Annotated in this window: 20 protein-coding genes and 2 riboswitches; of the genes, 16 read left to right on the top strand and 4 right to left on the bottom strand. The window is 66.1% G+C overall.

Annotated elements, in window-relative coordinates; translation table 11 throughout:
• Positions 1–2,271, bottom strand: coding sequence for a TonB-dependent siderophore receptor (locus tag BLS26_RS30785; RefSeq protein WP_092516241.1), 2,271 nt, complete (start codon positions 2,269–2,271; stop codon positions 1–3).
• Between the two features lie 110 nt (positions 2,272–2,381).
• Positions 2,382–2,588, bottom strand: a riboswitch (cobalamin riboswitch).
• Between the two features lie 141 nt (positions 2,589–2,729).
• On the opposite strand from BLS26_RS30785, the gene cbiB reads away from it, so the two are divergent.
• From cbiB to bluB, 3 genes are read left to right on the top strand one after another with little or no spacing between them, the layout of a single operon-like run.
• Complete coding sequence (gene cbiB / locus BLS26_RS30780) at positions 2,730–3,671, top strand: adenosylcobinamide-phosphate synthase CbiB (protein ID WP_092516240.1); 942 nt, start codon at positions 2,730–2,732, stop codon at positions 3,669–3,671.
• Between the two features lie 24 nt (positions 3,672–3,695).
• On the top strand, positions 3,696–4,655 hold the full coding sequence (gene cobD / locus BLS26_RS30775; RefSeq protein WP_092516239.1) for a threonine-phosphate decarboxylase CobD: 960 nt from the start codon (positions 3,696–3,698) through the stop codon (positions 4,653–4,655).
• A 4-nt stretch (positions 4,656–4,659) separates the two neighbouring features.
• Positions 4,660–5,283, top strand: a complete 624-nt coding sequence (gene bluB, locus BLS26_RS30770; RefSeq protein WP_092516238.1) for a 5,6-dimethylbenzimidazole synthase — start codon at positions 4,660–4,662, stop codon at positions 5,281–5,283.
• Here the strand turns inward: bluB and BLS26_RS30765 are convergent.
• Together BLS26_RS30765 and cobO are read right to left on the bottom strand one after the other, a co-directional pair.
• Entirely contained in the window at positions 5,280–6,725 is a 1,446-nt protein-coding gene (locus tag BLS26_RS30765; RefSeq protein WP_092516237.1) for a cobyric acid synthase, read from the bottom strand. The two genes, bluB and BLS26_RS30765, sit on opposite strands and share 4 nt — an antisense overlap.
• A gap of 4 nt (positions 6,726–6,729) precedes the next feature.
• Positions 6,730–7,353: a cob(I)yrinic acid a,c-diamide adenosyltransferase gene (cobO, locus tag BLS26_RS30760; protein WP_092516236.1), complete on the bottom strand. Its 624-nt coding sequence runs from the start codon at positions 7,351–7,353 to the stop codon at positions 6,730–6,732.
• Positions 7,354–7,390: 37 nt separating this feature from the next.
• Positions 7,391–7,594, top strand: a riboswitch (cobalamin riboswitch).
• 100 nt (positions 7,595–7,694) lie between these two features.
• Here cobO and BLS26_RS30755 point away from each other — a divergent pair.
• Genes BLS26_RS30755 through cobJ form a run of 7 tightly spaced genes read left to right on the top strand, consistent with a single transcriptional unit; the run spans position 7,695 to position 15,582 of the window.
• Positions 7,695–8,054 (top strand): DUF1636 domain-containing protein, encoded by a 360-nt coding sequence (locus BLS26_RS30755; protein WP_092518797.1) that lies wholly within the window; start codon positions 7,695–7,697, stop codon positions 8,052–8,054.
• Positions 8,051–9,085 carry a cobalamin biosynthesis protein CobW gene (gene cobW, locus BLS26_RS30750; RefSeq protein ID WP_092516235.1) on the top strand — a complete coding sequence of 345 codons (1,035 nt, stop codon included), beginning with the start codon at positions 8,051–8,053 and terminating at the stop codon, positions 9,083–9,085. The genes BLS26_RS30755 and cobW overlap by 4 nt, the downstream gene beginning before the upstream one ends.
• Before the next feature lie 6 nt (positions 9,086–9,091).
• A complete protein-coding gene (cobN, locus tag BLS26_RS30745; protein WP_092516234.1) occupies positions 9,092–12,331 on the top strand; it encodes a cobaltochelatase subunit CobN in 3,240 nt (1,079 codons plus the stop codon).
• The gene (gene cobG / locus BLS26_RS30740; protein WP_092516233.1) at positions 12,324–13,487 is read left to right on the top strand and encodes a precorrin-3B synthase; all 1,164 of its coding nucleotides are present in this window, start codon (positions 12,324–12,326) and stop codon (positions 13,485–13,487) included. Before cobN ends, cobG begins: the two co-directional genes overlap by 8 nt.
• Entirely contained in the window at positions 13,487–14,116 is a 630-nt protein-coding gene (locus BLS26_RS30735; RefSeq protein WP_092516232.1) for a precorrin-8X methylmutase, read from the top strand. The genes cobG and BLS26_RS30735 overlap by 1 nt, the downstream gene beginning before the upstream one ends.
• A 3-nt stretch (positions 14,117–14,119) precedes the next feature.
• A complete protein-coding gene (locus tag BLS26_RS30730; protein WP_172804733.1) occupies positions 14,120–14,851 on the top strand; it encodes a precorrin-2 C(20)-methyltransferase in 732 nt (243 codons plus the stop codon).
• A complete protein-coding gene (gene cobJ, locus BLS26_RS30725) occupies positions 14,848–15,582 on the top strand; it encodes a precorrin-3B C(17)-methyltransferase (RefSeq protein WP_092516230.1) in 735 nt (244 codons plus the stop codon). Before BLS26_RS30730 ends, cobJ begins: the two co-directional genes overlap by 4 nt.
• On the opposite strand, the gene BLS26_RS30720 is transcribed toward cobJ, so the two are convergent.
• Positions 15,558–16,316: a cobalt-precorrin-6A reductase gene (locus tag BLS26_RS30720; protein WP_371360714.1), complete on the bottom strand. Its 759-nt coding sequence runs from the start codon at positions 16,314–16,316 to the stop codon at positions 15,558–15,560. The two genes, cobJ and BLS26_RS30720, sit on opposite strands and share 25 nt — an antisense overlap.
• Here BLS26_RS30720 and cbiE point away from each other — a divergent pair.
• The 6 genes from cbiE (at position 16,315) to BLS26_RS30690 (ending at position 21,473) form a co-directional block, all read left to right on the top strand.
• Positions 16,315–17,520, top strand: a complete 1,206-nt coding sequence (gene cbiE / locus BLS26_RS30715) for a precorrin-6y C5,15-methyltransferase (decarboxylating) subunit CbiE (protein ID WP_092516229.1) — start codon at positions 16,315–16,317, stop codon at positions 17,518–17,520. The two genes, BLS26_RS30720 and cbiE, sit on opposite strands and share 2 nt — an antisense overlap.
• Positions 17,517–17,885, top strand: coding sequence for a cobalamin biosynthesis protein (locus BLS26_RS30710; RefSeq protein ID WP_092516228.1), 369 nt, complete (start codon positions 17,517–17,519; stop codon positions 17,883–17,885). The genes cbiE and BLS26_RS30710 overlap by 4 nt, the downstream gene beginning before the upstream one ends.
• Positions 17,882–18,664 (top strand): precorrin-4 C(11)-methyltransferase, encoded by a 783-nt coding sequence (gene cobM, locus BLS26_RS30705; RefSeq protein WP_092516227.1) that lies wholly within the window; start codon positions 17,882–17,884, stop codon positions 18,662–18,664. Before BLS26_RS30710 ends, cobM begins: the two co-directional genes overlap by 4 nt.
• Positions 18,664–19,986: a cobyrinate a,c-diamide synthase gene (locus BLS26_RS30700; protein ID WP_197681369.1), complete on the top strand. Its 1,323-nt coding sequence runs from the start codon at positions 18,664–18,666 to the stop codon at positions 19,984–19,986. Before cobM ends, BLS26_RS30700 begins: the two co-directional genes overlap by 1 nt.
• On the top strand, positions 19,983–20,708 hold the full coding sequence (cobA, locus tag BLS26_RS30695; protein ID WP_092516225.1) for a uroporphyrinogen-III C-methyltransferase: 726 nt from the start codon (positions 19,983–19,985) through the stop codon (positions 20,706–20,708). Before BLS26_RS30700 ends, cobA begins: the two co-directional genes overlap by 4 nt.
• Before the next feature lie 87 nt (positions 20,709–20,795).
• Positions 20,796–21,473 carry an energy-coupling factor ABC transporter permease gene (locus tag BLS26_RS30690; protein WP_092518793.1) on the top strand — a complete coding sequence of 226 codons (678 nt, stop codon included), beginning with the start codon at positions 20,796–20,798 and terminating at the stop codon, positions 21,471–21,473.
• Positions 21,474–21,510 lie beyond the last annotated feature (37 nt).

The following is a 21,510-nucleotide window of genomic DNA, read 5'->3' as shown; positions in this document are numbered from 1 at the left end:
TCAGAACTTCACGTTGAGTGCGAGTTCGGCGGTGCGCGGCATGCCCAGCAACCACTGCGTGGTGCCGCCGGAGGTCGCGTAGATCTTGTCGAACAGGTTGTAGACCCGCAGCGACAGCGTGGTGTTGGCGTCCGGTTTCCACTGCACTCCGGTATTCACGACGTTATAGGCCGGATGCGCCAGCGTGTTGGCGTTGTCTGCAAAAGTCTTGCCGACGATCTGAACGCCGCCATTGACCGACCAATTCGGCGCAAACGCCCAGGTCAGCCAGACGTTCGATACCTGCTGCGGCACGTTGACCGGAACGTTGCCGGCGAAATTGACCGCAACGCCGTTCACCGACTGGACGAAATCATCGTATTTCGCCCGCAGCCAGGCGGTGTTGGCGTCGATGCGCCAGCCGTGATCCAGCACCAGCCCGATCGACGCCTCGACACCGCGCGACGATTGCTGGCCGATCTGCTGGGTCAACGCCGGATTGTTCGGATCGCGCGCCAACAGATTGTTCTTCACGATCTGATAGCCGGCCAGCGTCCATTCGCCGCGGCCCTGCCAGAACGATTGCTTGATGCCGATCTCGGCCTGCTTGCCGGTGGACAGCTGAAAATCCTTCTGCGTCGTCGCCAGCGTGATCAGATTGCCGACCGGATCGACCGCCGTCGAATATTGCCCGTACAGCGCCAGATCCTTCACCGGGTTGTACACCGTGCCGACGCGCCAGCTCGTCGCCGAGAACGATTTGACGAAGCCGTTGGCCGGCGTGATCAGGTCGGTGCGGTTGATCACCGGCTCATCCTGGCGCACGCCGCCGATCAGCGTCCACTGATCGGTCAGCGACAACCGATCCTCGGCAAACAAAGCGTACTGGTTGGTCACGGTATTGAAGGACGGGACGGTCGGGATCGGGCTGAGAAACACGCCCGGATCGAACGACCACGGATTGACCGACGAGGTGCCGCTAAAGGGCGAGTTGTTGGTGTGGGTGAAATCGATCCGGTTGACGTCGAAGCCGGCAACGAATTCGTTCTTCAGCCCGAGCACATGACCGCGAAAGGTCGCGTCCATGCGGTCGCCGACCTGCTGCTGGTTGTGGAAGATCTCGATATAGGAAGAGCGGTCGATCGTGCCCTTGGCCGGATTCCAGGCGTAGCTCTCGACATCGCGCCAGTGCCGCTGGCTGTTCAGGTAGTACAGCGCATTGTGGATCGTGATGCTGTCGGTAACCTGCCACTCCGTTCGCAACTGATTCCAGCTGTCCTGGTAACGGATGTTGCTGTCGCCGACATTGTAGTTCTTGAACCGCAACGACTCGATGATTCCGCCGTTGATGACGGGGGTGCCGAAGTAGCGCGACGGACTGCGGTCGCCGTAATCCGTGGACAGCGTCCATGACAGCGTGTCGGAGGCCTGCACCCGCACCGCCGCCGAGACCGCTACGTTCGAGGTCTTGTCGCGCTCGACCCAGCCGTCCGACATGTTGCCGATGGCGGTGACGCGATAGGAGACATCCTTGTTGATCGGACCGCCGCTGTCGACCGCGAGCCGTTTGGTCATGTTGCTGTCGAGCGACACCTCCGCCTCGTTGCGCTGAACGGTGAGCGGCATTTTCGAAATCACGTTGATGGCGCCGCCGATCGCGCCCTCGCCGTACATCACCGACGCCGGCCCGCGCAGCACCTCGATGCGTTGCGCCGACCAGGTGTCGAACGGAAATGTCAGCGTGCCGGCGCCGACATAGAGCCGGGTGCCGTCGTAGAGCGTCATGACCGTCGAATTGCCGGTGAAGCCGCGGGTGTTGAACGAGAGGCTGCCGTTGCCGGGCGCGGGGCTCGCGGTGAAGCCGGTCGCGTTCTGGGTGACGGCGTCAATGACGCTGTGCTGCCCGCGTTCGGCGATGGTCTCGGCGTTGATGATTTCGACGCTGGCCGGCGTCTCTAGCCGCGTCAGGTTGAGGCGGCTGCCGCTGCCTGCGGTCTGGTTCAATGTGAGGGTCGGAGCTGCGGGAGTTGTCGGAACCGTTGCCGAAGTCGTCGTTGCCGCAGCCGTGGCCGCACGCTTCTTGCCTCCGCGGGCGGAACGGGAGTCGTTCGTGCTGTTCGACGGGAGCGGGGTGACAGTCGGCGTCGGGTTGGTCACGACAACCGGATCGAGCTTCTGGCTCGTTTGCGTCGAACTCTGCGACCACGCATCGAGCGGCCAGAGCACGGAGGAGAGCGCAACGGAATACAGCAACGACGTGCGTCGCGACGCACGGAAGGAGACGGAGTTCATGGTTCGGCTCGCGGTTAACGTGGCACGTCACCGCGAACGAAGTCTCCCCTTTGGCCCGCTCAAAAGGCCAAGGTTCGGCTACCACCAGGACACCCCGCCCAATGTGCTCGCGTGTGACCACGACTGGCGGCAGGTCTCCTGGCTCGCGGGTCACCGTCTTTCGTCGCCTTCCCGGGCTTGATCCCAGTGGCAATTGACGAAAGACTCGCCGCTTACAGTTGCGGGGGCAGCCGCGGAATCGGGACTTGGATCAAAGAACTGTCCCTCACCGCATTCCCTTTTGATCCCCGAGGGGAACCGTCGCGAAGACACTAAGTGCAGTTTGTCCGCCGAGTCAATCGCACGCGAGCGCGCATCCGATGTGAGACTGCATTGGATGCGTGTTCAACTCGCGGGCTTGTCAGCGGGCTTCGCTTGGCCAATATGCCCGATAGCCGCAACGGAGACGCGTAAAAAAAATGAGCGGAGCCAGCATCATGCTGCTCGCATTGGCCGTTGACGCAGTCCTCGGCTGGCCGCAGACCGTCCACGCCCGGATCGGACATCCCGTGACGTGGATCGGCGCGCTGATCGCTGCGCTCGACCAAAGCTTCAACCGCGAAACGAGCTCCGAAACCACGCGTCGAACGGCGGGAATTTGTGTGGCGATATCAGTCATCGTGCTTGCGGCAGGCATCGGCTGGGCCTGTGCGTCGATGTTACCCGGCGGATGGCCGGGTCTGATTCTCGCCGCGATCTTGGCATGGCCGCTCGTCGCTGCGCGCTCGATGCACGACCACGTCGATGCCGTGGCGCGGCCACTGATCGCAGGCGATCTGCCAAGGGCGCGACAGGCAGTCTCGATGATCGTCGGACGCGATCCGTCGCAGCTCGACACAGCCGGAATCGCGCGCGCGGCTACCGAAAGCCTGGCCGAGAATACGTCCGACGGCATCGTGGCGCCGCTGTTCTGGGGCGTGATCTTCGGCCTGCCGGGGATTGCCGCCTACAAAGCCATCAACACGCTGGACTCCATGATCGGGCATCGCACGCCAAGACACGAAGCTTTCGGCTGGGCGGCGGCGCGCATCGACGATGTCGCCAACCTGATCCCGGCGCGGCTGACGGGCTTGTTGTTCTCTATCGTGTCGGTTCGACCGCGCATCGCGCTGGCGACGATGTGGCGCGATGCGGGCCATCACCGTTCGCCCAACGCCGGCTGGCCGGAAGCCGCAATGGCCGGCGCGCTCGGCATTCGCCTGTCCGGGCCCCGCATTTACGAAGGTCAGCTCTCGCAGGAACCCTGGCTGAACGGCGAAGCCCCCGACCCGACTGCTACGGATTTGAACCGCGCCCTTGCGCTTTATCGCCGCGCCATGCTTCTGCTGGCTGTGGGGCTCGCGCTTCTCGCGCTGCTCTGACGACGCGACCGACAGGAGGACGTTATTCGCGACCACGGCGGCGATATCGACACGGCGCAGGCGCGCTTCGGCGGCACGGACTGGATCGACCTGTCCACCGGAATCAATCGCGCGCCCTATCCGCTGCCGTCGTTGCCGACGGAAGTCTGGACAGCACTGCCCACGTATGCGGCGACGGCGCGCCTGCTAACGGCAGCCGGTGCGGCCTATCAGTCGCAAGCGCCGATCCTCGCGGTCGCCGGCGCGCAGGCGGCGATCCAGTTGATCCCAAAACTCTCCGCGCCGGCACGCGCGCGCATTTTGACCCCGACCTACAACGAGCATGTCGCCGCACTTCGCAGCGCCGGCTGGCAGGTCGACGAAGTGACGACACTCGCAGCACTCGAAGGCGCTGATCTCGCTGTCGTGGTCAATCCCAACAATCCCGATGGCCGAAGTCATGCGCCGGAAGACCTGCTGCGATTGGCCGCGCGGGTCGGAAGGCTGGTGGTCGATGAAAGCTTTGCGGACGCACGGCCCGATCTGTCGCTGGCATCAAAAGCGGCGCAAGGTCGTCTGGTCGTGTTGCGCTCGTTCGGCAAATTCTACGGCCTCGCCGGCATGCGGCTGGGCTTCATCCTCGGTTCGGACGCCGACATCGCAGCGCTTACCGAGATGGCTGGACCGTGGCCGGTTTCCGGCCCCGCCATAGCCATTGGCACAGCCGCACTGTCCGATCGTGCCTGGGCTGAAGCTACCGTTGCGCGGCTGCGCGCTGACGTCGCGCGCCTCGATGGATTGGCGCAATCGGCCCGATGGAAACTTGTCGGCGGCACCGAGTTGTTCCGGCTATACGACACCCAAAGCGCAACAGCCGCGCAGGAAAAGCTGGCGCGGCGCCAGATCTGGACACGCATGTTTCCCTATTCAGATCGCTGGCTCAGACTTGGCCTGCCCGGCCAACCCGCGGAATGGGACCGGCTGGCCGCGGCATTGCAGGACTAGATCGATGGAGTTCACCAAAGCCGACACCGAGACGCTGGCACGGATTTTCCGCTGGCGCCGCGACGTGCGCCATTTCAAGACAACGCCGGTAGCTGAAGACGTACTTGAGCGGCTGCGTCACGCCATGGACAGTGCGCCGTCGGTCGGCAACTCCAGGCCGTGGCGTATCATCCGGGTCAACGATCCCGCGTTGCGCACGAGCGTGCGCGCCAACTTCAATCTCTGCAATGCGGACGCCGCCGGCGACTACAAGGACGAGCAGCACCAGGAATATCTGCGATTGAAACTCGCCGGCCTCGACGCCGCGCCGGTGCAGTTGGCGGTGTTCACGTTGATCGATCCGGCCGAGGGCCATGGCCTCGGCCGCCGCACCCAGCCGGAAACCCTGCGCCAGTCGACGGCAATGGCGATCCACACGCTCTGGCTGGCAGCGCGCGCCGAAAACATCGGCGTCGGCATGGTCTCGATCCTCGATCCGCGCGCGATCGAGCGTCTGCTCGACGTGCCCGAAGGCTGGGAACTATCGGCCTATCTCTGTTTGGGTCATGCCGAGTTCACGGACGACACCCCGCTGCTGCATCGGTCCGGCTGGCAAGAGAATTTTCCGACCGAATGGGACGTGCGCTAGCGCGCAACCGCCAGCAACCCGTCGACATCCAGATGCGCCTCGAGATGCGCGGCAAGCCGATCCAGCGTGTCTTCGACTCCGGCGGCATAGGATGTGGCGGATGGCGCCGCCCCGAGCTGTTTGAGAAACGCCTGGCGAAAGCTGTCGCCGGAGAACATGCCGTGCAGATAGCTTCCCATCACGCGGCCGTCGGCGGAAACGGCCCCCTCCGCCTCGCCGGCCACATGTGCGAATGGCCGCTTTCGCGCCTCGCCTGTCGTCTGGCCGATGTGGATCTCGTATCCCCTGATCGGCGCGCCGGATGCGGCGTGCGTGGCTTCGGTGCGCGTCAGGCGCTTGTCCGCGGTCATGACGGTGTCGACCTTCAGCAGCCCGAGACCTGCGGTTTCGCCCGCCGCGCCTTCGATTCCGTCGGGGTCGCTGATGGTCCGGCCGAGCATCTGGTAGCCGCCGCAGATCCCGAGCACGTGACCGCCGCGCCGGACATGCGCGGCGAGATCGATGTCCCAGCCTTGCGCCCTCAGGAAATCCAGATCGCCACGTGTCGATTTCGATCCGGGCAAAATCACCAGATCGGTATCGCCCGGAATCGCTTCGCCCGCGCGCACCATGGTGAGACTGACGCCCGGCTCCTGCGACAGCGGGTCGAGATCGTCGAAATTGGCAATACGGGAAAATTGCAGCGCGGCGACGCGAAAGCCGCCGGCGCCGCCACCGCGCGGCAGATCGAGTGCGTCCTCGGCCGGAAGCCGCGCCGCGTCGGCAAAGAACGGCAACACACCGAAGCCGCGCCATTTAGTTCGCTCGGCGATGAACGCGTAGCCATCGTCGAACAGGCGCGGATCGCCGCGGAATTTGTTGATCACAAACCCCGCGATCATCGCCGCATCATCGGGATCGATCACCGCTTGCGTTCCCACGATCTGGGCGATCACCCCGCCGCGGTCGATGTCGCCCGCCAGCACCACCGGCACATCGGCCGCACGCGCAAAACCCATATTGGCGATGTCGCGAGGCCGCAGATTGACTTCGGCCGGGCTGCCGGCGCCTTCGACGATCACGAGATCGACGGCACGCTTCAGACGATCAAAACTCTCCAGCACCGGCGCCATCAGTTTCGGCTTCAGCGCCGAATATTCGCGCGCCTTCACCGTCGTTAGCCGGCGGCCCTGCACGATCACCTGTGAGCCCATCTCGCTCTCGGGTTTGAGCAGGATCGGATTCATGTCGGTGTGCGGCTCGATCCCGCAGGCCAGCGCCTGCAGCGCCTGCGCGCGGCCGATCTCGCCGCCATCAGCGGTGACGGCCGCGTTGTTCGACATGTTCTGCGGCTTGAATGGCGCGACCTTGAGACCGCGCAGTTTTGCGGCCCGGCACAGCCCCGCGACCAGCAACGACTTGCCCACATTGGAGCCCGCGCCCTGGATCATCAGCGCGCGCATGGGATCAGAACTCGACGCCCGGCTGGGCCTTGATGCCGGACCGGAACGGATGCTTGACCAGCGTCATTTCGGTGACAAGATCGGCGATCTCGATCAGCTCTTCCTTGGCATTACGGCCGGTCAAAACCACGTGTGTGAGCGGCGGTTTTTCTTCCCTCAAGAAGGTCACGATCTCGGCGACGTCGAGATAGTCGTAGCGCAGCGCGATGTTGATCTCGTCGAGCAGCACCAGCCGGATATCCGGGTTCCGGATCAGTTCCTTGGCCTTCTCCCAGCCGGCCCGGGCCGCGGCAATGTCGCGCGCCTTATCCTGGGTTTCCCAGGTAAAGCCCTCGCCCATGGCGTAGAACTGGCAAAGATCGGCGAAATGGCCCTCGATCAGGCGGCGTTCGCCGGTATCCCAGGCCCCCTTGATGAACTGCACCACGGCGCAGGGCATGCCATGGGCAATACAGCGCAGGATCATGCCGAAACCGGACGATGACTTGCCCTTACCGGCGCCGGTATGGACGATAATGAGGCCCTTTTCGCCCTGCTTGGTGGCCATGATCTTGTCCCGCGCGGCCTTGATCTTGGCCATTTTCGCGGTATGGCGCGCTTCTTCGGTCTGGTCGGCGTCTTGGGTCATTGCACATTCTGTTGCTTGACAAGGAAGCTGATTGTTCCGCATGTGAAGCAGCGTTGGTTCCTGTCTATGACAGGCGAAGAGGGAATGCGATAGGGGGAAACCCCGAAGCGCTGCCGCCCCCGCGACCGTGACCGGATTAGGTCACTCCAGGCCACTGGCGATAAGCTGGGAAGGTGGAGTGACCGTTGGGGAAACCCAGAATCCGCAAGCCGGGAGACCTGCCAGCGCAGAGACTGAACGGGCGGACGGGGTGTTCCGCGGCCGGTTGGATGCGCCACCCGTTCGTTCGGTCGCGCCGCCTCCTGTCCTGCCCTTTCGTATGGAAGCAACAGGACAAGATGATGAGCGTTTCGCTGCATGTCTGTATCACCTGCAAAGCCGGAGAAACCGTGCCCGATGGCGCGGCGTGTCCGGGCACGAAGCTGCATGCCGCGCTGGTCGCGGCAGGTGCGCCTGAGGCGGTGCAGATCGTGCCGGTGGAATGTCTTTCCGCGTGCTCGCAGGGCTGTTCGGTCGCACTCAGCGCGCCCGGCCGCTGGTCCTATGTCTACGGCCGCATGACCGAAAACGACGCCGCCGAAATTCTCTCCGGCGCCGCCGCCTATGCCAGCGCGCCCGACGGCATCGTGCCCTGGCGCGAACGCCCAACCATTTTCCGCAAGCAGAGCCTTGCCCGCATTCCGCCGATGGTATCAGCATGACCGATCTCGCCAAGACACCCGTCACCGTCATCACCGGCTTTCTCGGCTCGGGAAAGACGACGCTGATCCGGCACCTGATGCGCAACCCCGGCGGCAAGCGGCTGGCCATTCTCGTCAACGAGTTCGGCACGCTCGGCGTCGACGGCGATATCCTGAAGTCCTGCGCCGACGAAAATTGCCCGGTCGAGAATATCGTCGAGCTCGCCAATGGCTGCATCTGCTGCACCGTCGCCGACGACTTCATTCCGACCATCGAGGCGCTGATGGCGATGCCGCAGCGGCCCGATCACATCCTGATCGAGACCTCGGGGCTGGCATTGCCAAAGCCGCTGTTGAAGGCGTTCGACTGGCCGGCGATCCGCTCGCGCATCACGGTCGATGGCGTGATCACGCTGGCCGATGCCGAAGCGGTGGCGGCCGGACGATTTGCGCCCGACCTCGATGCGATTGCCGCACAGCGCGCTGCCGACGACAGCATCGATCACGAGACGCCGCTGTCGGAAGTGTTCGAGGACCAGGTGTCCTGCGCCGATATCGTGCTGTTGTCGAAGGCCGATCTCGCCGGCGACGCGGGATTGGCCGCCGCCCGTTCGATCATCTCGGCGGAGTCGCCGCGTTCGGTGCCGATGCTGGCGATGACCGACGGCATCATCGATCCCCGCGTTATCCTCGGTCTCAACAGCGCCGCCGAAGACGATATCGCCGCCCGCCCCTCGCATCACGACGGCGAGGACGATCACGAGCATGACGATTTTGACAGCGTCTCGATCAGCCTGCCGGAGACTCTGGATCCGGAAGTGCTGGCCGAATCCATCCGCCGGCTCGCGCGCGAACAGAATATTTTGCGCGTGAAGGGTTATGTCGCGGTCAAGGGCAAGCCGATGCGGCTATTGGTGCAGGCCGTCGGCGAACGGGTGCGCAGCCAGTTCGATCGTCCGTGGGGCGACAGCCCCCGAACCTCGCAGCTCGTCGTCATTGCCGAACGCCACCACATCGACCGCACCGCCATCGAGGCAACGCTGGGGGTCTGATCGGGCATGCATGGCGGCTACCGCGACAGCTACGCGCTTGACGAGACGGCGACCGCCTACGATCTCGAGCAGGCGCCTGCCGATCTGGTCGCGCTGTCGTTTTCCGACAGCGATCTCGGCGCCTTCGCGGCCGGCTGGCATCGCGCCAATGGCACCTTGCCGACGCTGCGGCTCGCCAATCTGGTGGCGCTGCGCCATCCGATGTCGGTCGACACTTATATTGACGCGACGCTGGCCGACGCCAAGGGAATCCTGATCCGATTGATTGGTGGCGAGAGCTACTGGTCCTACGGCCTGAGCCAAGTGCGCGACCTCGCGCAACGGCGCGGCATCGCGCTGGCCGTACTGCCGGGCGATGGGCGCGAGGATACCCAGCTCGATGCATTCTCGACGCTGCCGGTCTCGACCTTGCGGCGGCTTTCCGTGCTGTGCGACGCCGGCGGCGCGCTGGCGGCGCAGGCAGCTCTCGCGCAGCTCGCGCTCGCGGCCGGACTCTACGCCGGACCGGTTCAGGGCGAAAAGATCGTTCCCGATTACGGCTGGTACGATCCCGTGCGCGGTGTCGTCGCCGAGCCAACGCCAAGCGACCGCCCGTTGATCGTCGTAACATTCTATCGCTCCTACCTCACCGCGGCCGATACCGGGCCGGTCGATGCGTTGATCGACACTTTCCGCTCGCGCGGATTCGAAGCGATCGGGCTGTTCGTACCTTCGCTGAAAGCGCCCGGCGCTACCGATTGGACGCGCGACGGGCTTCGCAAGCTGGCTCCCGCCGCCATCGTCAACGCCACCGCGTTCTCCGCGCGCGACGACGACGGCACCTCGCCGCTCGACGCATCAGGCTGTCCGGTGTTTCAGGTCGCGCTGTCGACCGCGCGCAAGCGAGACTGGGCTGCATCGGAGCGCGGATTGTCGGCGGCCGATCTCGCCATGCATGTCGTGCTGCCGGAACTCGATGGACGCATTTTCGCGGGCGTCACCAGTTTCAAGTCGCCGGGCAGGCGCGATCCCGACCTGCAATATTCCCGCTTCGCCCATCGCGCCGACCAGGCACGCATCGAAGCAGTCGCCGACCGCGTCACGGGCTGGCACCGTCTGGCGACCACCCCTGCGCCGTCGCGCAAGCTCGCGCTGGTGCTCTCGACCTATCCCGGCCGCGCCGACCAGATGGCGCACGCGGTGGGGCTCGATGCGCTGGCATCGGCCGAGGCAATCCTGTCCGATCTGGCCAAGGAAGGTTACGCGATCACCGAAGGCCTGCCGCTTGCACCAGAACTATCGTCGCAAACGCTGGCATGGCCTGTGAGCGAGTATCGCGCCGCCCTCGCCCTTCTGGCCGCGCCATTGCAAACGGCCCTCACCGCGGCCTGGGGTGAGCCGGAAGCCGATCCCGCGGTGCGCGACGGCGCGTTCCATTTCGCCGCGCTTCACCGCGGCCATGCGCTGGTTGCGCTGCAACCCGAGCGTGGCGAGATATCGTCGCGCGATGCCGATTATCATGATCTCGCGCGCACGCCGCGTCATGGCTACGTCGCGTTTTATCTCTGGCTGCGCGCGCAGCAGATCGATGCCCTCGTGCATATCGGCGCACATGGCACGCTGGAATGGCTGCCCGGAAAATCCGTGGCGCTATCGGAAAGCTGCTGGCCGGAAGCGCTGATCGCGGGAATGCCGGTGATCTATCCCTTCATCGTCAACGATCCCGGCGAGTCCGCGCAGGCCAAACGCCGGATCGGCGCGGTGACGCTGGGTCATCTGCCGCCGCCACAAATCGCCAGCGCGATGCCCGCGGGATTATTGCGGCTGGAGCAATTGCTCGACGAATATTCAACCGCCGACGGATTGGACCCGGCGCGCCGCGTCCGGCTGGTCGCGACAATCCGCGCCGAGGCCCAGTCTGCGGGCGTTGAGCAGGATCTTGGCCTCACCGCCACGTCGACGGCTGCCGAAGCGATCACGCGGATCGACCGCTTTGTCTGCGACATCAAGGCCAGCCAGTTCGGCGATGGCCTCCATGTCTACGGGCAAGGCGCAGGCGAACGCGAAGGCCTCTTCACCGCGCTTGCTGGACGGCGGGTCGCGGCCGGTCCTTCCGGTTCGCCCGCGCGCGGCCGTTCCGACGTGCTGCCGACCGGACGCAACATGTTTTCGGTCGATCCGCGCGCGGTGCCGTCGCGCTCGGCGCATGCGCAAGGCGTGAAGATGGCCGAGGAAATACTTCGGCGTCATCTGCAGGATCATGGCGACTGGCCGCGCGCGCTGGTGATCGATCTCTGGGGCTCGGCGACGATGCGCACCGCAGGCGAGGAATTTGCGATGGCGCTGCATCTCGCCGGCCTCGCGCCGCGCTGGGACGCCAACTCCGAACGCATCAACGGCATCGAGGTCGTGCCATCCGCGTTGCTCGGACGTCCCCGCATCGACGTGACGTTGCGGGTCTCCGGGCTCTTTCGCGACGTCTTTCCAAATCTGCCGCAACTGTTCGAGGCCGGCGCCGCGGCGCTGGCCGGCGACGGCGAACCTGACGACAGCAATCCCTATGCGACGCCGGCGCCGCGCGTGTTTGGACCGCGTCCCGGGCTGTACGGTCTGGCGATGGGCGCCGCCCTCGAGGACTACAGCGCCGAGGGTCGCGCCACGCTGGGCGAAGCCTGGCTCGCCGGATCGGAATGGGCGATCGACGCGCAAGGCAACAGCCACCAGGATCGCGCCGCGCTGGAAACCCGCGTGCTCGCCGCCGACGGCTTTGCCCATGTGCAGGATCTGGCCGAGAGCGACCTGTTGCTGGCGTCCGACTACGCGACCCATGAAGGCGGCTTTGCCGCCGCCGTGGCACGGTTGGGTGGCGAGACGCCCCCGCTCTATCATCTCGACACGACGCAGCCCGATGCGCCGCGGTCGCGCACCTTGCCGGAAGAAATCGCCCGCGTGGTTCGCGCCCGCGCCGCCAATCCGGCCTGGGCCAGCGGCATGATGCGCCACGGCTTTCGCGGCGCCGCCGAACTCACCATGACGCTCGATAACCTCGCCGCCTTCGCGCACCTAACGCGCGACGTTCCCGGCCATCTGTTCGACCTCTATTACGACGCGACCTTGGGCCGATCCGATCTGGTGGACTTCATGGCGCGCGAAAACCCGGCGGCGCTCGCAGCCATGCGGGCGCGGTTCGATGCGCTGCGTGAAGCCGGCCTGTGGTCGACCCGGCGCAACTCGATTGCGATGCAACTGGAAGCCGCCAATGGCTGAGCCGGTCATCCAGGGCTGGTGTCCCGGGGCGTTGCGCCCGATGCTGTCGGGTGACGGCTGGGTCATTCGCGTGCGGCCACCCGGCGGACGGCTGACGCCGCAGCAAGCGCGCGAGATCGCGCGGCTCGCGCACGCCCACGGCAACGGCGTCATCGATCTGTCCTCGCGCGCCAACATTCATCTGCGCGGCGTCACCGAGCAGAGCTACGCGCCTTTGATCGAGGGACTCGACGCCCTCGGCCTGATCGACGACAACCCCGAGGCCGAAGAGCGCCGCAACATCGTGGTTTCGCCGTTCTGGTCGAACGGTGACGGCAGCGTCGAACTGGCGGCAGCACTGGCGAAAGCCCTGACCGCGTCCGACGCACCCCGCCTGCCGGCGAAATTCGGCTTCGCCATCGACTGCGGACCGCGGCCGGTTTTGACCAACGTATCCGCCGACATTCGGCTCGAGCGCAGCGCCGATGGCGGATTGATCTGTCGCGCCAATGGCGCTTCGAATGCCGCGAGCGTATCGGCGACAACGGCTGTCAGCACCATGCTGGCGCTTGCCGACTGGTTCATACAATCGGGCGGGATTTCCGGCGAGCGCGGCCGGATGGCGGCGCATCTGGCGCGCGGCGCGGTGTTGCCGGAAATTTTCAACGACGTCCCTGCCCCGTCGATCGCCACGTACTCTCCCGAGCCGGGTCCAGTCGCGGAAGGCGTGTTGGTCGGCTTCGAGTTCGGCCAGGTGCCGGCCGAACTGCTTGGCGAGCTATCAAGCCTTGGCGCGCTGCGCGTGACGCCCTGGCGAATGCTGTTGATCGAAGGCGTGCACGCCATGCCCGACCTGCCCGGCCTGATCACGCGCCCGCAGGATCCGATGCTGCGCGTGATTGCCTGCACCGGCGCGCCAGGATGCCTGCAAGCCGCGCAGCCGACGCGCGCGCTGGCGCGGTCGCTGGCGCCCCATTTGCCCGTCGGCGCTGTTCTCCATGTGTCCGGGTGCAGCAAAGGCTGCGCGCATCCCGGCGCCACGAACTTCACGCTGACAGCGCAAGCCGAAGGGTTTGACCTGATCCGCGATGGCCACGCGCGCGACCTGCCGTTGCGCTGGGGGTTGACGGCCGAATTTATCGCCGATCACCCCTCTATCCTGCGCGAGGCGCTGTGATGCCTCACACTTACGAAACCGACGGCGCCGCGATCTATCGCAAGTCCTTTGCCACGATCCGGGCGGAAGCCGATCTCGGCCGCTTCACGAGGGAAGAAGAAGTCGTGGTGGTTCGCATGATCCATGCCGCGGGGATGGTCGGGCTGGAAGCGCACGTCCGCTTTTCGCCCGGCATGGCACTGGCGGCACGCGCGGCGCTGGAAGCGGGCGCGCCGATCCTGTGCGACGCACGGATGGTCAGCGAGGGCATCACCCGCCCGCGGCTGCCGGCCAACAATGAAGTGATCTGCACGCTGCACAATGCCGGTGTGCCCGAGCTCGCGCTTAAGCTCGGCAATACACGCTCGGCCGCGGCGGTCGAGCTGTGGCGACCGCATCTGAAAGGCGCGGTCGTTGCGATCGGCAATGCGCCAACGGCCTTGTTTCACCTGCTGAACATGCTGGAAGACAGCACCTGTCCGCGCCCGGCTGCTATCATTGGCTGCCCGGTAGGCTTCGTCGGCGCGGCTGAATCGAAGGAAGCGTTGATGTCGGCACCGCCGGTGCCGTCGCTGGTTGTTGCGGGCCGGCTCGGCGGGTCCGCCATCACCGTCGCCGCCGTCAACGCGCTCGCCAGCCGGAAGGAATAGATCTTGGGCAAGATCATCTGCACCGGCCTCGGCCCCGGCGATCCCGACCTGATCAGCGTCCGATCGGACCGGCTGATCCGCGCCGCCGGTCAGGTAGCGTACTTTCGCAAAGCCGGCCGGCCCGGTCAGGCGCGCCGCATCGTCGAGGGCATGCTGGCGCCTGATGTGACGGAATATCCGATGGAATATCCGGTCACGACCGAACTGCCGTTCGGCAGCGCCGAATATAATCGGTTGCTGGCTTTGTTCTATGACGACTGGGCAACGCGGCTTGCGGCTCTCGCCGCAACCAACGACGTCGTCGTGCTCTGTGAAGGCGATCCGCTGTTCTATGGTTCCTTCATGCATCTTCAAACCCGGCTGCAAGGCCGCGCCGAGGTCGAGATCGTGCCGGGCATCAACGGCATGACCGGGTGCTGGAACGCGACCGGCATCCCCATCACCTGGGGCGACGATGTCCTCGCGGTGCTGATGGGCACGCTGCCGGAAGACGATCTGCTGCGTCACATGCAAAGCGCCGACGCGCTGGTGGTGATGAAGACCGGGCGCAATCTGCCGAAAGTGCGCCGCGCGCTCGAACGCGCGGGGCGGCTTGAGGATGCGTGGCTGGTCGAGCGCGGCACCATGCCCGGCCAACGTGTGATGCGGCTCGCCGAAACCGACATCGGCGAATGCCCGTACTTCGCAACCATCCTGGTCCACGGCCAGGGCCGCCGCCCGGAGCTGGAGGAATGACCGGCTCGCTGGTGGTCGCAGGCCTCGGCCCCGGAGATTCGGCGCTGGTGACATCAGAGGTCACCGCCGCGCTGGCGGCTGCGACCGATGTCGTCGGCTATATCCCCTATGTCGCACGCGTCGCCCCGCGCGAAGGCCTGACGCTGCACGCCTCCGACAACCGGGTCGAGTTGCAACGGGCGCGAGAGGCGCTTGAACTCGCCGCCGCCGGCCGGCACGTGGTGATCGTATCGTCGGGCGATCCCGGCGTGTTCGCGATGGCGTCGGCCGTGTTCGAAGCGCTGGAGAATGCGCCCTCGCTGCAAACGCTCGATATTCGCGTGCTCCCCGGCATCACGGCGATGCTGGCGGCGGCGGCTCGCGCGGGCGCGCCACTCGGCCATGATTTTTGCGCGATCAACCTCAGTGACAACCTGAAACCGTGGGCACTGGTGGAGCGGCGGCTTCGGCTCGCCGCGGAAGCCGACTTCGCGATGGCGTTCTACAACCCCCGCTCCGCCGCCCGCCCGCATCAGTTCGCGCGCACCCTCGAAATCCTGCGCGAGGCCTGCGGTCCCGACCGGTTGATCATTTTCGCGCACGCGGTGACGACGCCGGAGGAACGCATCGCGACGGTGACGCTGGCCGAAGCGCGGCCCGAGATGGCCGACATGCGCACCGTCGTACTGGTCGGAAATTCCGCGACCCGCCGGGTCGGGCCCTACGTCTATACGCCGAGGCACGCCGATTGAGTGAGCCAGCGCATGATCTCATTTACGCTCTGCGCCGTCCTGCGCTCCGGCAGGTTGGGTCGGTCAATCATGATGACCGGCAGGCCGAGCGCGCGCGCGGCTTCGAGCTTCGCCTTGGCGCCCTCGCCGCCGGCGTTTCTCGCAACGACATGCGTGATGCGATGATCGCGCAGCAGCGCGAGATCGCCCTCGATCGTGAACGGTCCGCGCGCCAGGACGATCTCGACGTCCGGCAGCGGCAACGGCGTTTGGGGCGCATCAACGAGGCGCAGCAAATAGAAGTGCTGCGGCTGCGCCGCGAACGGGTTGAGATGTTGCCTGCCGATGGCAAGAAAAATCCGCGCCGGCTGATCCGGCAGTGCCGCCGCCGCGTCCTCGACATCAGCAACGTGCCGCCATGTGTCGCCGGGCGCCTCGCTCCAGGGCTCGCGCAGATAGGCGATCAGCGGCGTGGCAGTTTTTGCGCAGGCCTCCACGGCGTTGCGGCTGATCTGGCTCGCGAACGGATGCGTGGCGTCGATCACATGGGTGATGCGTTCAGTCCGCAGATATTCGGCGAGCCCGTCGACGCCGCCAAAACCGCCGACCCGCGTCGGCGAGGGTTGCGCAACCGGCGTCGCGGTGCGACCAGCATAGGAGTAGACTCCCGCCACGCCAGCCGCGGCAAGTTCGCGGCCGATCTGGCTGGCTTCCGTCGTGCCGCCCAAAAGAAGGACCCGAAGGACGCGCATCATGTCTGACTCCCCCTCAGGTTCGGCGACCAATCCCTGGCTCTCGATCATCGGCATCGGCGAAGATGGCCTTACGGGTTTGTCGCAATCAAGTCGAGACGCGCTGGCAAAAGCGGAAATCGTCTTCGGCGGCCCGCGCCATCTGAGGCTTGCCGAGATTGACGCACGAGGTCGGCCGTGGCCGGTGCCGTTTTCGGTCGAACCGGTGCTCGCCCGCCGCGGCCGGCGGGTGGCGGTGCTGGCTTCCGGCGATCCGTTCTGGCACGGCGCTGGCGGCAGCCTCGCCGCACATCTGGCTCCCGACGAGTGGACCGCCTTTCCCGCACCGTCGACCTTTTCGCTGGCCGCGGCACGATTGGGCTGGCGGCTGGAAGAAATCGCCTGTCTTGGTCTCCACGCCGCGCCATTTGAAACCTTGCTGCCGCATCTGGCGCCGGCGCGGCGTGCGATCTGTCTGCTCCGTGATGGCAACGCCTCCGGCGATCTGGCCGCGTGGCTGACCCAGCAAGGTTTCGGCGCGTCGTCTTTATCCGTGATGGAATCCCTCGGCGGCCGGAGTGAGCGGATTCGCACGACGCAAGCCGCGGGCTTTGACCTTGCCGATGTGGCCGCGCCGGTTGCGGTGGCGATCGTGGCGGCGGGCGCTGCAGGGCTACCGCGGACACCGGGATTGCCCGACGAAGCGTTCGTCCATGATGGGCAGATTACCAAACGTCCGATGCGGGCGCTGACGCTGTCGGCGCTGGCGCCGCGGCCCGGCGAACTATTGTGGGACATCGGTGCGGGATCGGGATCGATCTCGGTGGAATGGTGCCTCGCCGGCGGCCGCGCGTTTGCGATCGAGACGAGATCCGATCGCGCCGCGAATATTCGAACCAACGCCGCAGCGTTCGGCATCACGAATGTCCTGACGGTCGTGGAAGGGACGGCACCTGACGTGCTTGCGACACTGCCGCCTCCGAATGCCGTCTTCGTCGGCGGCGGCAACCAACAATCCCTGTTCGATGCGCTGTGGGCCGCGATCCCTGCGGGAACGCGGTTGGTCGCCAACGCGGTGACGCTGGAAACCGAAGCGCTGCTGCTTGCGGAACAGAACAAGCATGGCGGCGAATTGCTGCGGATCGAGCTGGCGCAAGCAGCGCCCCTGGGGGGCATGCGCGGCTGGGTTCCCTCGCGTCCGCTGGTGCAGTGGAGTGTGGTGCGATGAAAATCGCCGGCATCGGTTTTCGCGAAGCCGCCAATATCTCCTCGCTGCGTAGCGCGCTGATATCGGCGGGCGGAACCGATGGCGTGATCGCGTTAGCGACTGCCGCCGAGAAAGCCGAAGCCGTGGCATTGGTGGCGCTGGCCGCGGAATTGCATTTGCCGATCCGGGCCATCACGCCAGACGCGCTGGCCGCAGTTGAAACCAAGACAAGGTCGGAGCGCGTGGTGGCGCGCTTCGGCACCGGCAGTCTTGCCGAGGCAGCGGCGCTCGCAGCCGCTGGACCCACAGCACGGCTGCTCGGACCCCGCGCCGCGTCGGCCGACGGCATGGCAACGGCGGCGATCGCGGAAGGAGACGGCGAATGACGGTGCATTTCATCGGCGCCGGTCCCGGCGCGCCTGACCTCATCACCATTCGTGGCCGCGACCTGATTGCGGCGTCACCGGTATGCCTGTTTGCCGGCTCGCTGGTGCCGACGGCGCTGCTGAACCACTGCCCGGCCGGCGCAAAGATCATCGACACTGCGCCGATGTCGCTCGACATGATCATCGCGGAGATCGCGGCAGCCCATGCCGCGGGGCATGATGTGGCGCGGCTGCATTCCGGCGATCTGTCGGTCTGGTCGGCGATGGGCGAACAACTGCGCCGGTTGCGCGCGCTCAACATTCCCTATGACGTCACGCCCGGCGTGCCATCCTTTGCCGCCGCGGCGGCGGCGCTGGGTGCCGAACTCACCCTGCCCGGCGTGGCGCAATCGGTGGTGCTGACGCGCACCTCGGGCCGCGCCTCGGCGATGCCGGAGAGCGAAAACCTCGCAGCCTTTGCCGCCACCGGCGCGACGCTGGCGATCCATCTGTCCGTGCACGTGCTCGACAAAGTCATTGCGGAGCTCACACCGCATTACGGTGCCGACTGCCCGGTGGCCGTGGTCCGGCGCGCGAGCTGGCCGGACGAGCGCGTTGTCGTGGCGACGCTCGCAACACTCGATGCCGCCGTCGCCGGCGTCATGGAGCGCACCGCGTTGATCTTGGTCGGCCGCGCGATCGGCGCGAAGGAGTTCGACGAGAGCCGGCTTTATGCCGGTGATTACGATCGCCGCTTTCGCCCCGTCGGCATCGATCCCCGTTTTCCGGAGGGCGCGTGATCCCGCCGGGCCTCGTCATTTCCGCGCCCGCCTCGGGCGCCGGCAAAACCACCCTGATGCTGGGTCTGCTGGCGGCGTTTCGCGCGCAGGGACTTATCCTGCAGCCGTACAAGTGCGGACCCGATTATATCGACCCGGCGTTTCACGCCGCGGCGTCCGGGCGCGCCTCGCTCAACCTCGATAGCTGGGCGATGCAGCCGGCGCATCTTGCCGCCTTGATGCAGGCGGCAGACGGCGCCGATCTGGTGCTGGCCGAAGGCTCGATGGGACTGTTCGACGGCGTTGCTGCCATTGGAGAAACGGGAACCGGCGCGAGCGCGGACATCGCAGCGCTCGCCGGCTGGCCCGTGGTGCTGGTGCTCGACGTGTCCGGACAGGCACAATCGGCGGCGGCGACAGCGCTCGGCTTTGCCACGCTGCGCAAGGATGTCGCGCTCGCCGGCGTCGTGCTCAATCGCGTGGCTAGTCCCCGCCACGAGGCGCTGGCGCGCGCCGGCATGGAAGCCGCCGGAATCCGCGTGCTCGGCGCGCTGCCGCGGCGGGAGTCGGTGGCGCTGCCGGAGCGTCATCTCGGCCTGGTGCAGGCCGAGGAACAACCTCGCCTCGCGCAAATCCTGAGCGAGATGGCTGACTTCATCGCCGCGCATGTCGATCTGAAGGCGCTGCGCGCGATTGCAACGCAGACGCAAACCGCCGATGCCGCAGGCGTCAAAATTCCTCCACCGGGCAAGCGGGTGGCGCTGGCGCGCGATGCGGCCTTCTCCTTCATCTATCCGCATTTGCTGGCAGGATGGCGCGCGGCGGGCGCGGAGATCCTGCCGTTCTCGCCGCTGGCCGATGAAGCGCCTGACGCATCGGCCGATGCCTGCTGGCTGCCGGGCGGATATCCGGAGCTGCATGCCGGGCGACTGGCGGCTGCAACCCGATTCCGTGCAGGACTGCGAAGCTTTGCCGAGACCCGTCCGGTGCATGGCGAGTGCGGTGGCTACATGGCGATGGGCGAATGCCTGATCGACGCCTCCGGTACGCGGCATGAGATGGCCGGCTTCTTCAAGCTCACCACGTCGTTCGAGAAGCGGCGCATGCATCTGGGCTATCGCCTTGCGCAGTTGGCGTCGCCGATTCCCGGTTACCGCGAAGGCTCACGACTGCGCGGGCATGAGTTCCACTACGCCAGCATCCTCGAACACAACGAGGCACCGCTCGCGCAGGTCATCGACGCATCCGGCGCCACCGTGCCGGAAACCGGATCGAGCAAGACTTTTGGCGGCGGCGGCCGCGCCACCGGTTCGTTCTTTCATCTGATCGCGGAGGCGACATGACCGGCTTTGTCTCCTTTGTCTCCTCCGGCCCCGGCGATCCCGAACTGCTGACGCTGAAGGCGGTGGCGCGGTTGCAGGCCGCCGACGCCGTGCTGTTCGACGACCTGTCGTCGGGTCCCATTCTCGCGCATGTCCGCACCGGCGCCGATCTGATCAGCGTCGGCAAGCGCGCCGGACGGGTGTCGCCGCGGCAGCAGCATGTCAGCCGTCTGTTGGTCGATTACGCGACGACGCATGCCAAGGTGGTGCGCCTGAAATCCGGCGACGCCGGGATCTTCGGACGGCTGGAAGAAGAAATCGAGGCGCTGTCGGCGGCCGGCATCAGCTACGAAATCATTCCCGGCGTCACCTCGGCCTGTGCCGCGGCGGCCGCCGCCGGCATGCCACTGACCCGGCGGCTCAAATCGCGGCGGGTGCAATTCGTGACCGGTCACGATGTCACCGGCGCACTTCCCGAAGAATTGAATTTTGCGGCGCTGGCCGACCCGTCGGCGACGACAGCCGTCTTTATGGGCAAGCGGACCTTTCCGGAACTGGCGCGGCGGCTGACCGCGGCGGGTTTGCCGGCCGATACGCCGGCCATGCTGGCCGAATCCGTTGGCCATCCCGACCAGCGTCTGACGCACACGACGGTAGCCGAACTGGCCGACCTGATGGCGACCGAAGACAGCACCACCCCGGCTTTGATTCTGTATGGCGCACTGGCGCCGGGCCACTCTTGACTTGGCCGGAGGCCGGTGACAACGCTAGCGAAGACGTTCCCGGCGGCCGAAATGGCCGGCGAAAAGACAAAAGGCACGGAGAATCTCATGCATATCGAACCCGGTCTGGTCGACAGCAGCAAGATCGTACTGAGCTACGGGACCGCCGCCGTGGCAGGCGCCGTGGCGCTCCGAACCGTCGTCCGTTCGATCGGCGAAAAGGGCCCGGTATCTTTGCTCCTGCGTAGCGCGATCGCCACCGTCTGCGTCTTCATTTTCTTCGAGGTCATGCCGCATTTCCCGGTCGGCGTATCCGAGGTGCACTTCATCCTGGGCTCGACCTTGTTCCTGATCCTCGGCGCCGCGCCATCCGCGGTCGGCCTTGCGATGGGCCTGCTGATTCAGGGGCTGTTCTTCTCGCCGATCGACCTGCCGCAATACGGCATGAACGTCACCACGCTGCTGGTTCCGCTGTTCGCGTTGTATGCGCTGGCAGGAAAGGTAATCGCGCCTGGTACCGCCTATGTCGACCTGAAGTACAGCCAGGCGCTGACGCTCTCGACCGCCTATCAGGGTGGCGTTGTCGCCTGGGTGGCGTTCTGGGCGATCTATGGCGCTGGTTTCAGCGCGGCGAACCTGTCGTCGGTCGCAAGCTTCGGCGCCGCCTATATGGCGGTCGTCCTGATCGAGCCGCTGGCCGATCTCGCAATTCTCGCGGCAGCCAAGTCTCTGCACGCACTGCGCGGCTCGCCGCTGGTGACGCAGCGGCTCTATCACGCGGCCTGATCGGCGTCGCAGAAACCGGGACGCGGCCGCATCGTCG

Origin of the sequence: Afipia sp. GAS231, assembly GCF_900103365.1 — a bacterium.
GTDB lineage: Bacteria > Pseudomonadota > Alphaproteobacteria > Rhizobiales > Xanthobacteraceae > Bradyrhizobium.
Note: the sequence above shows the minus strand (reverse complement) of the source record. Positions and strands in the feature narration are given on the sequence as shown.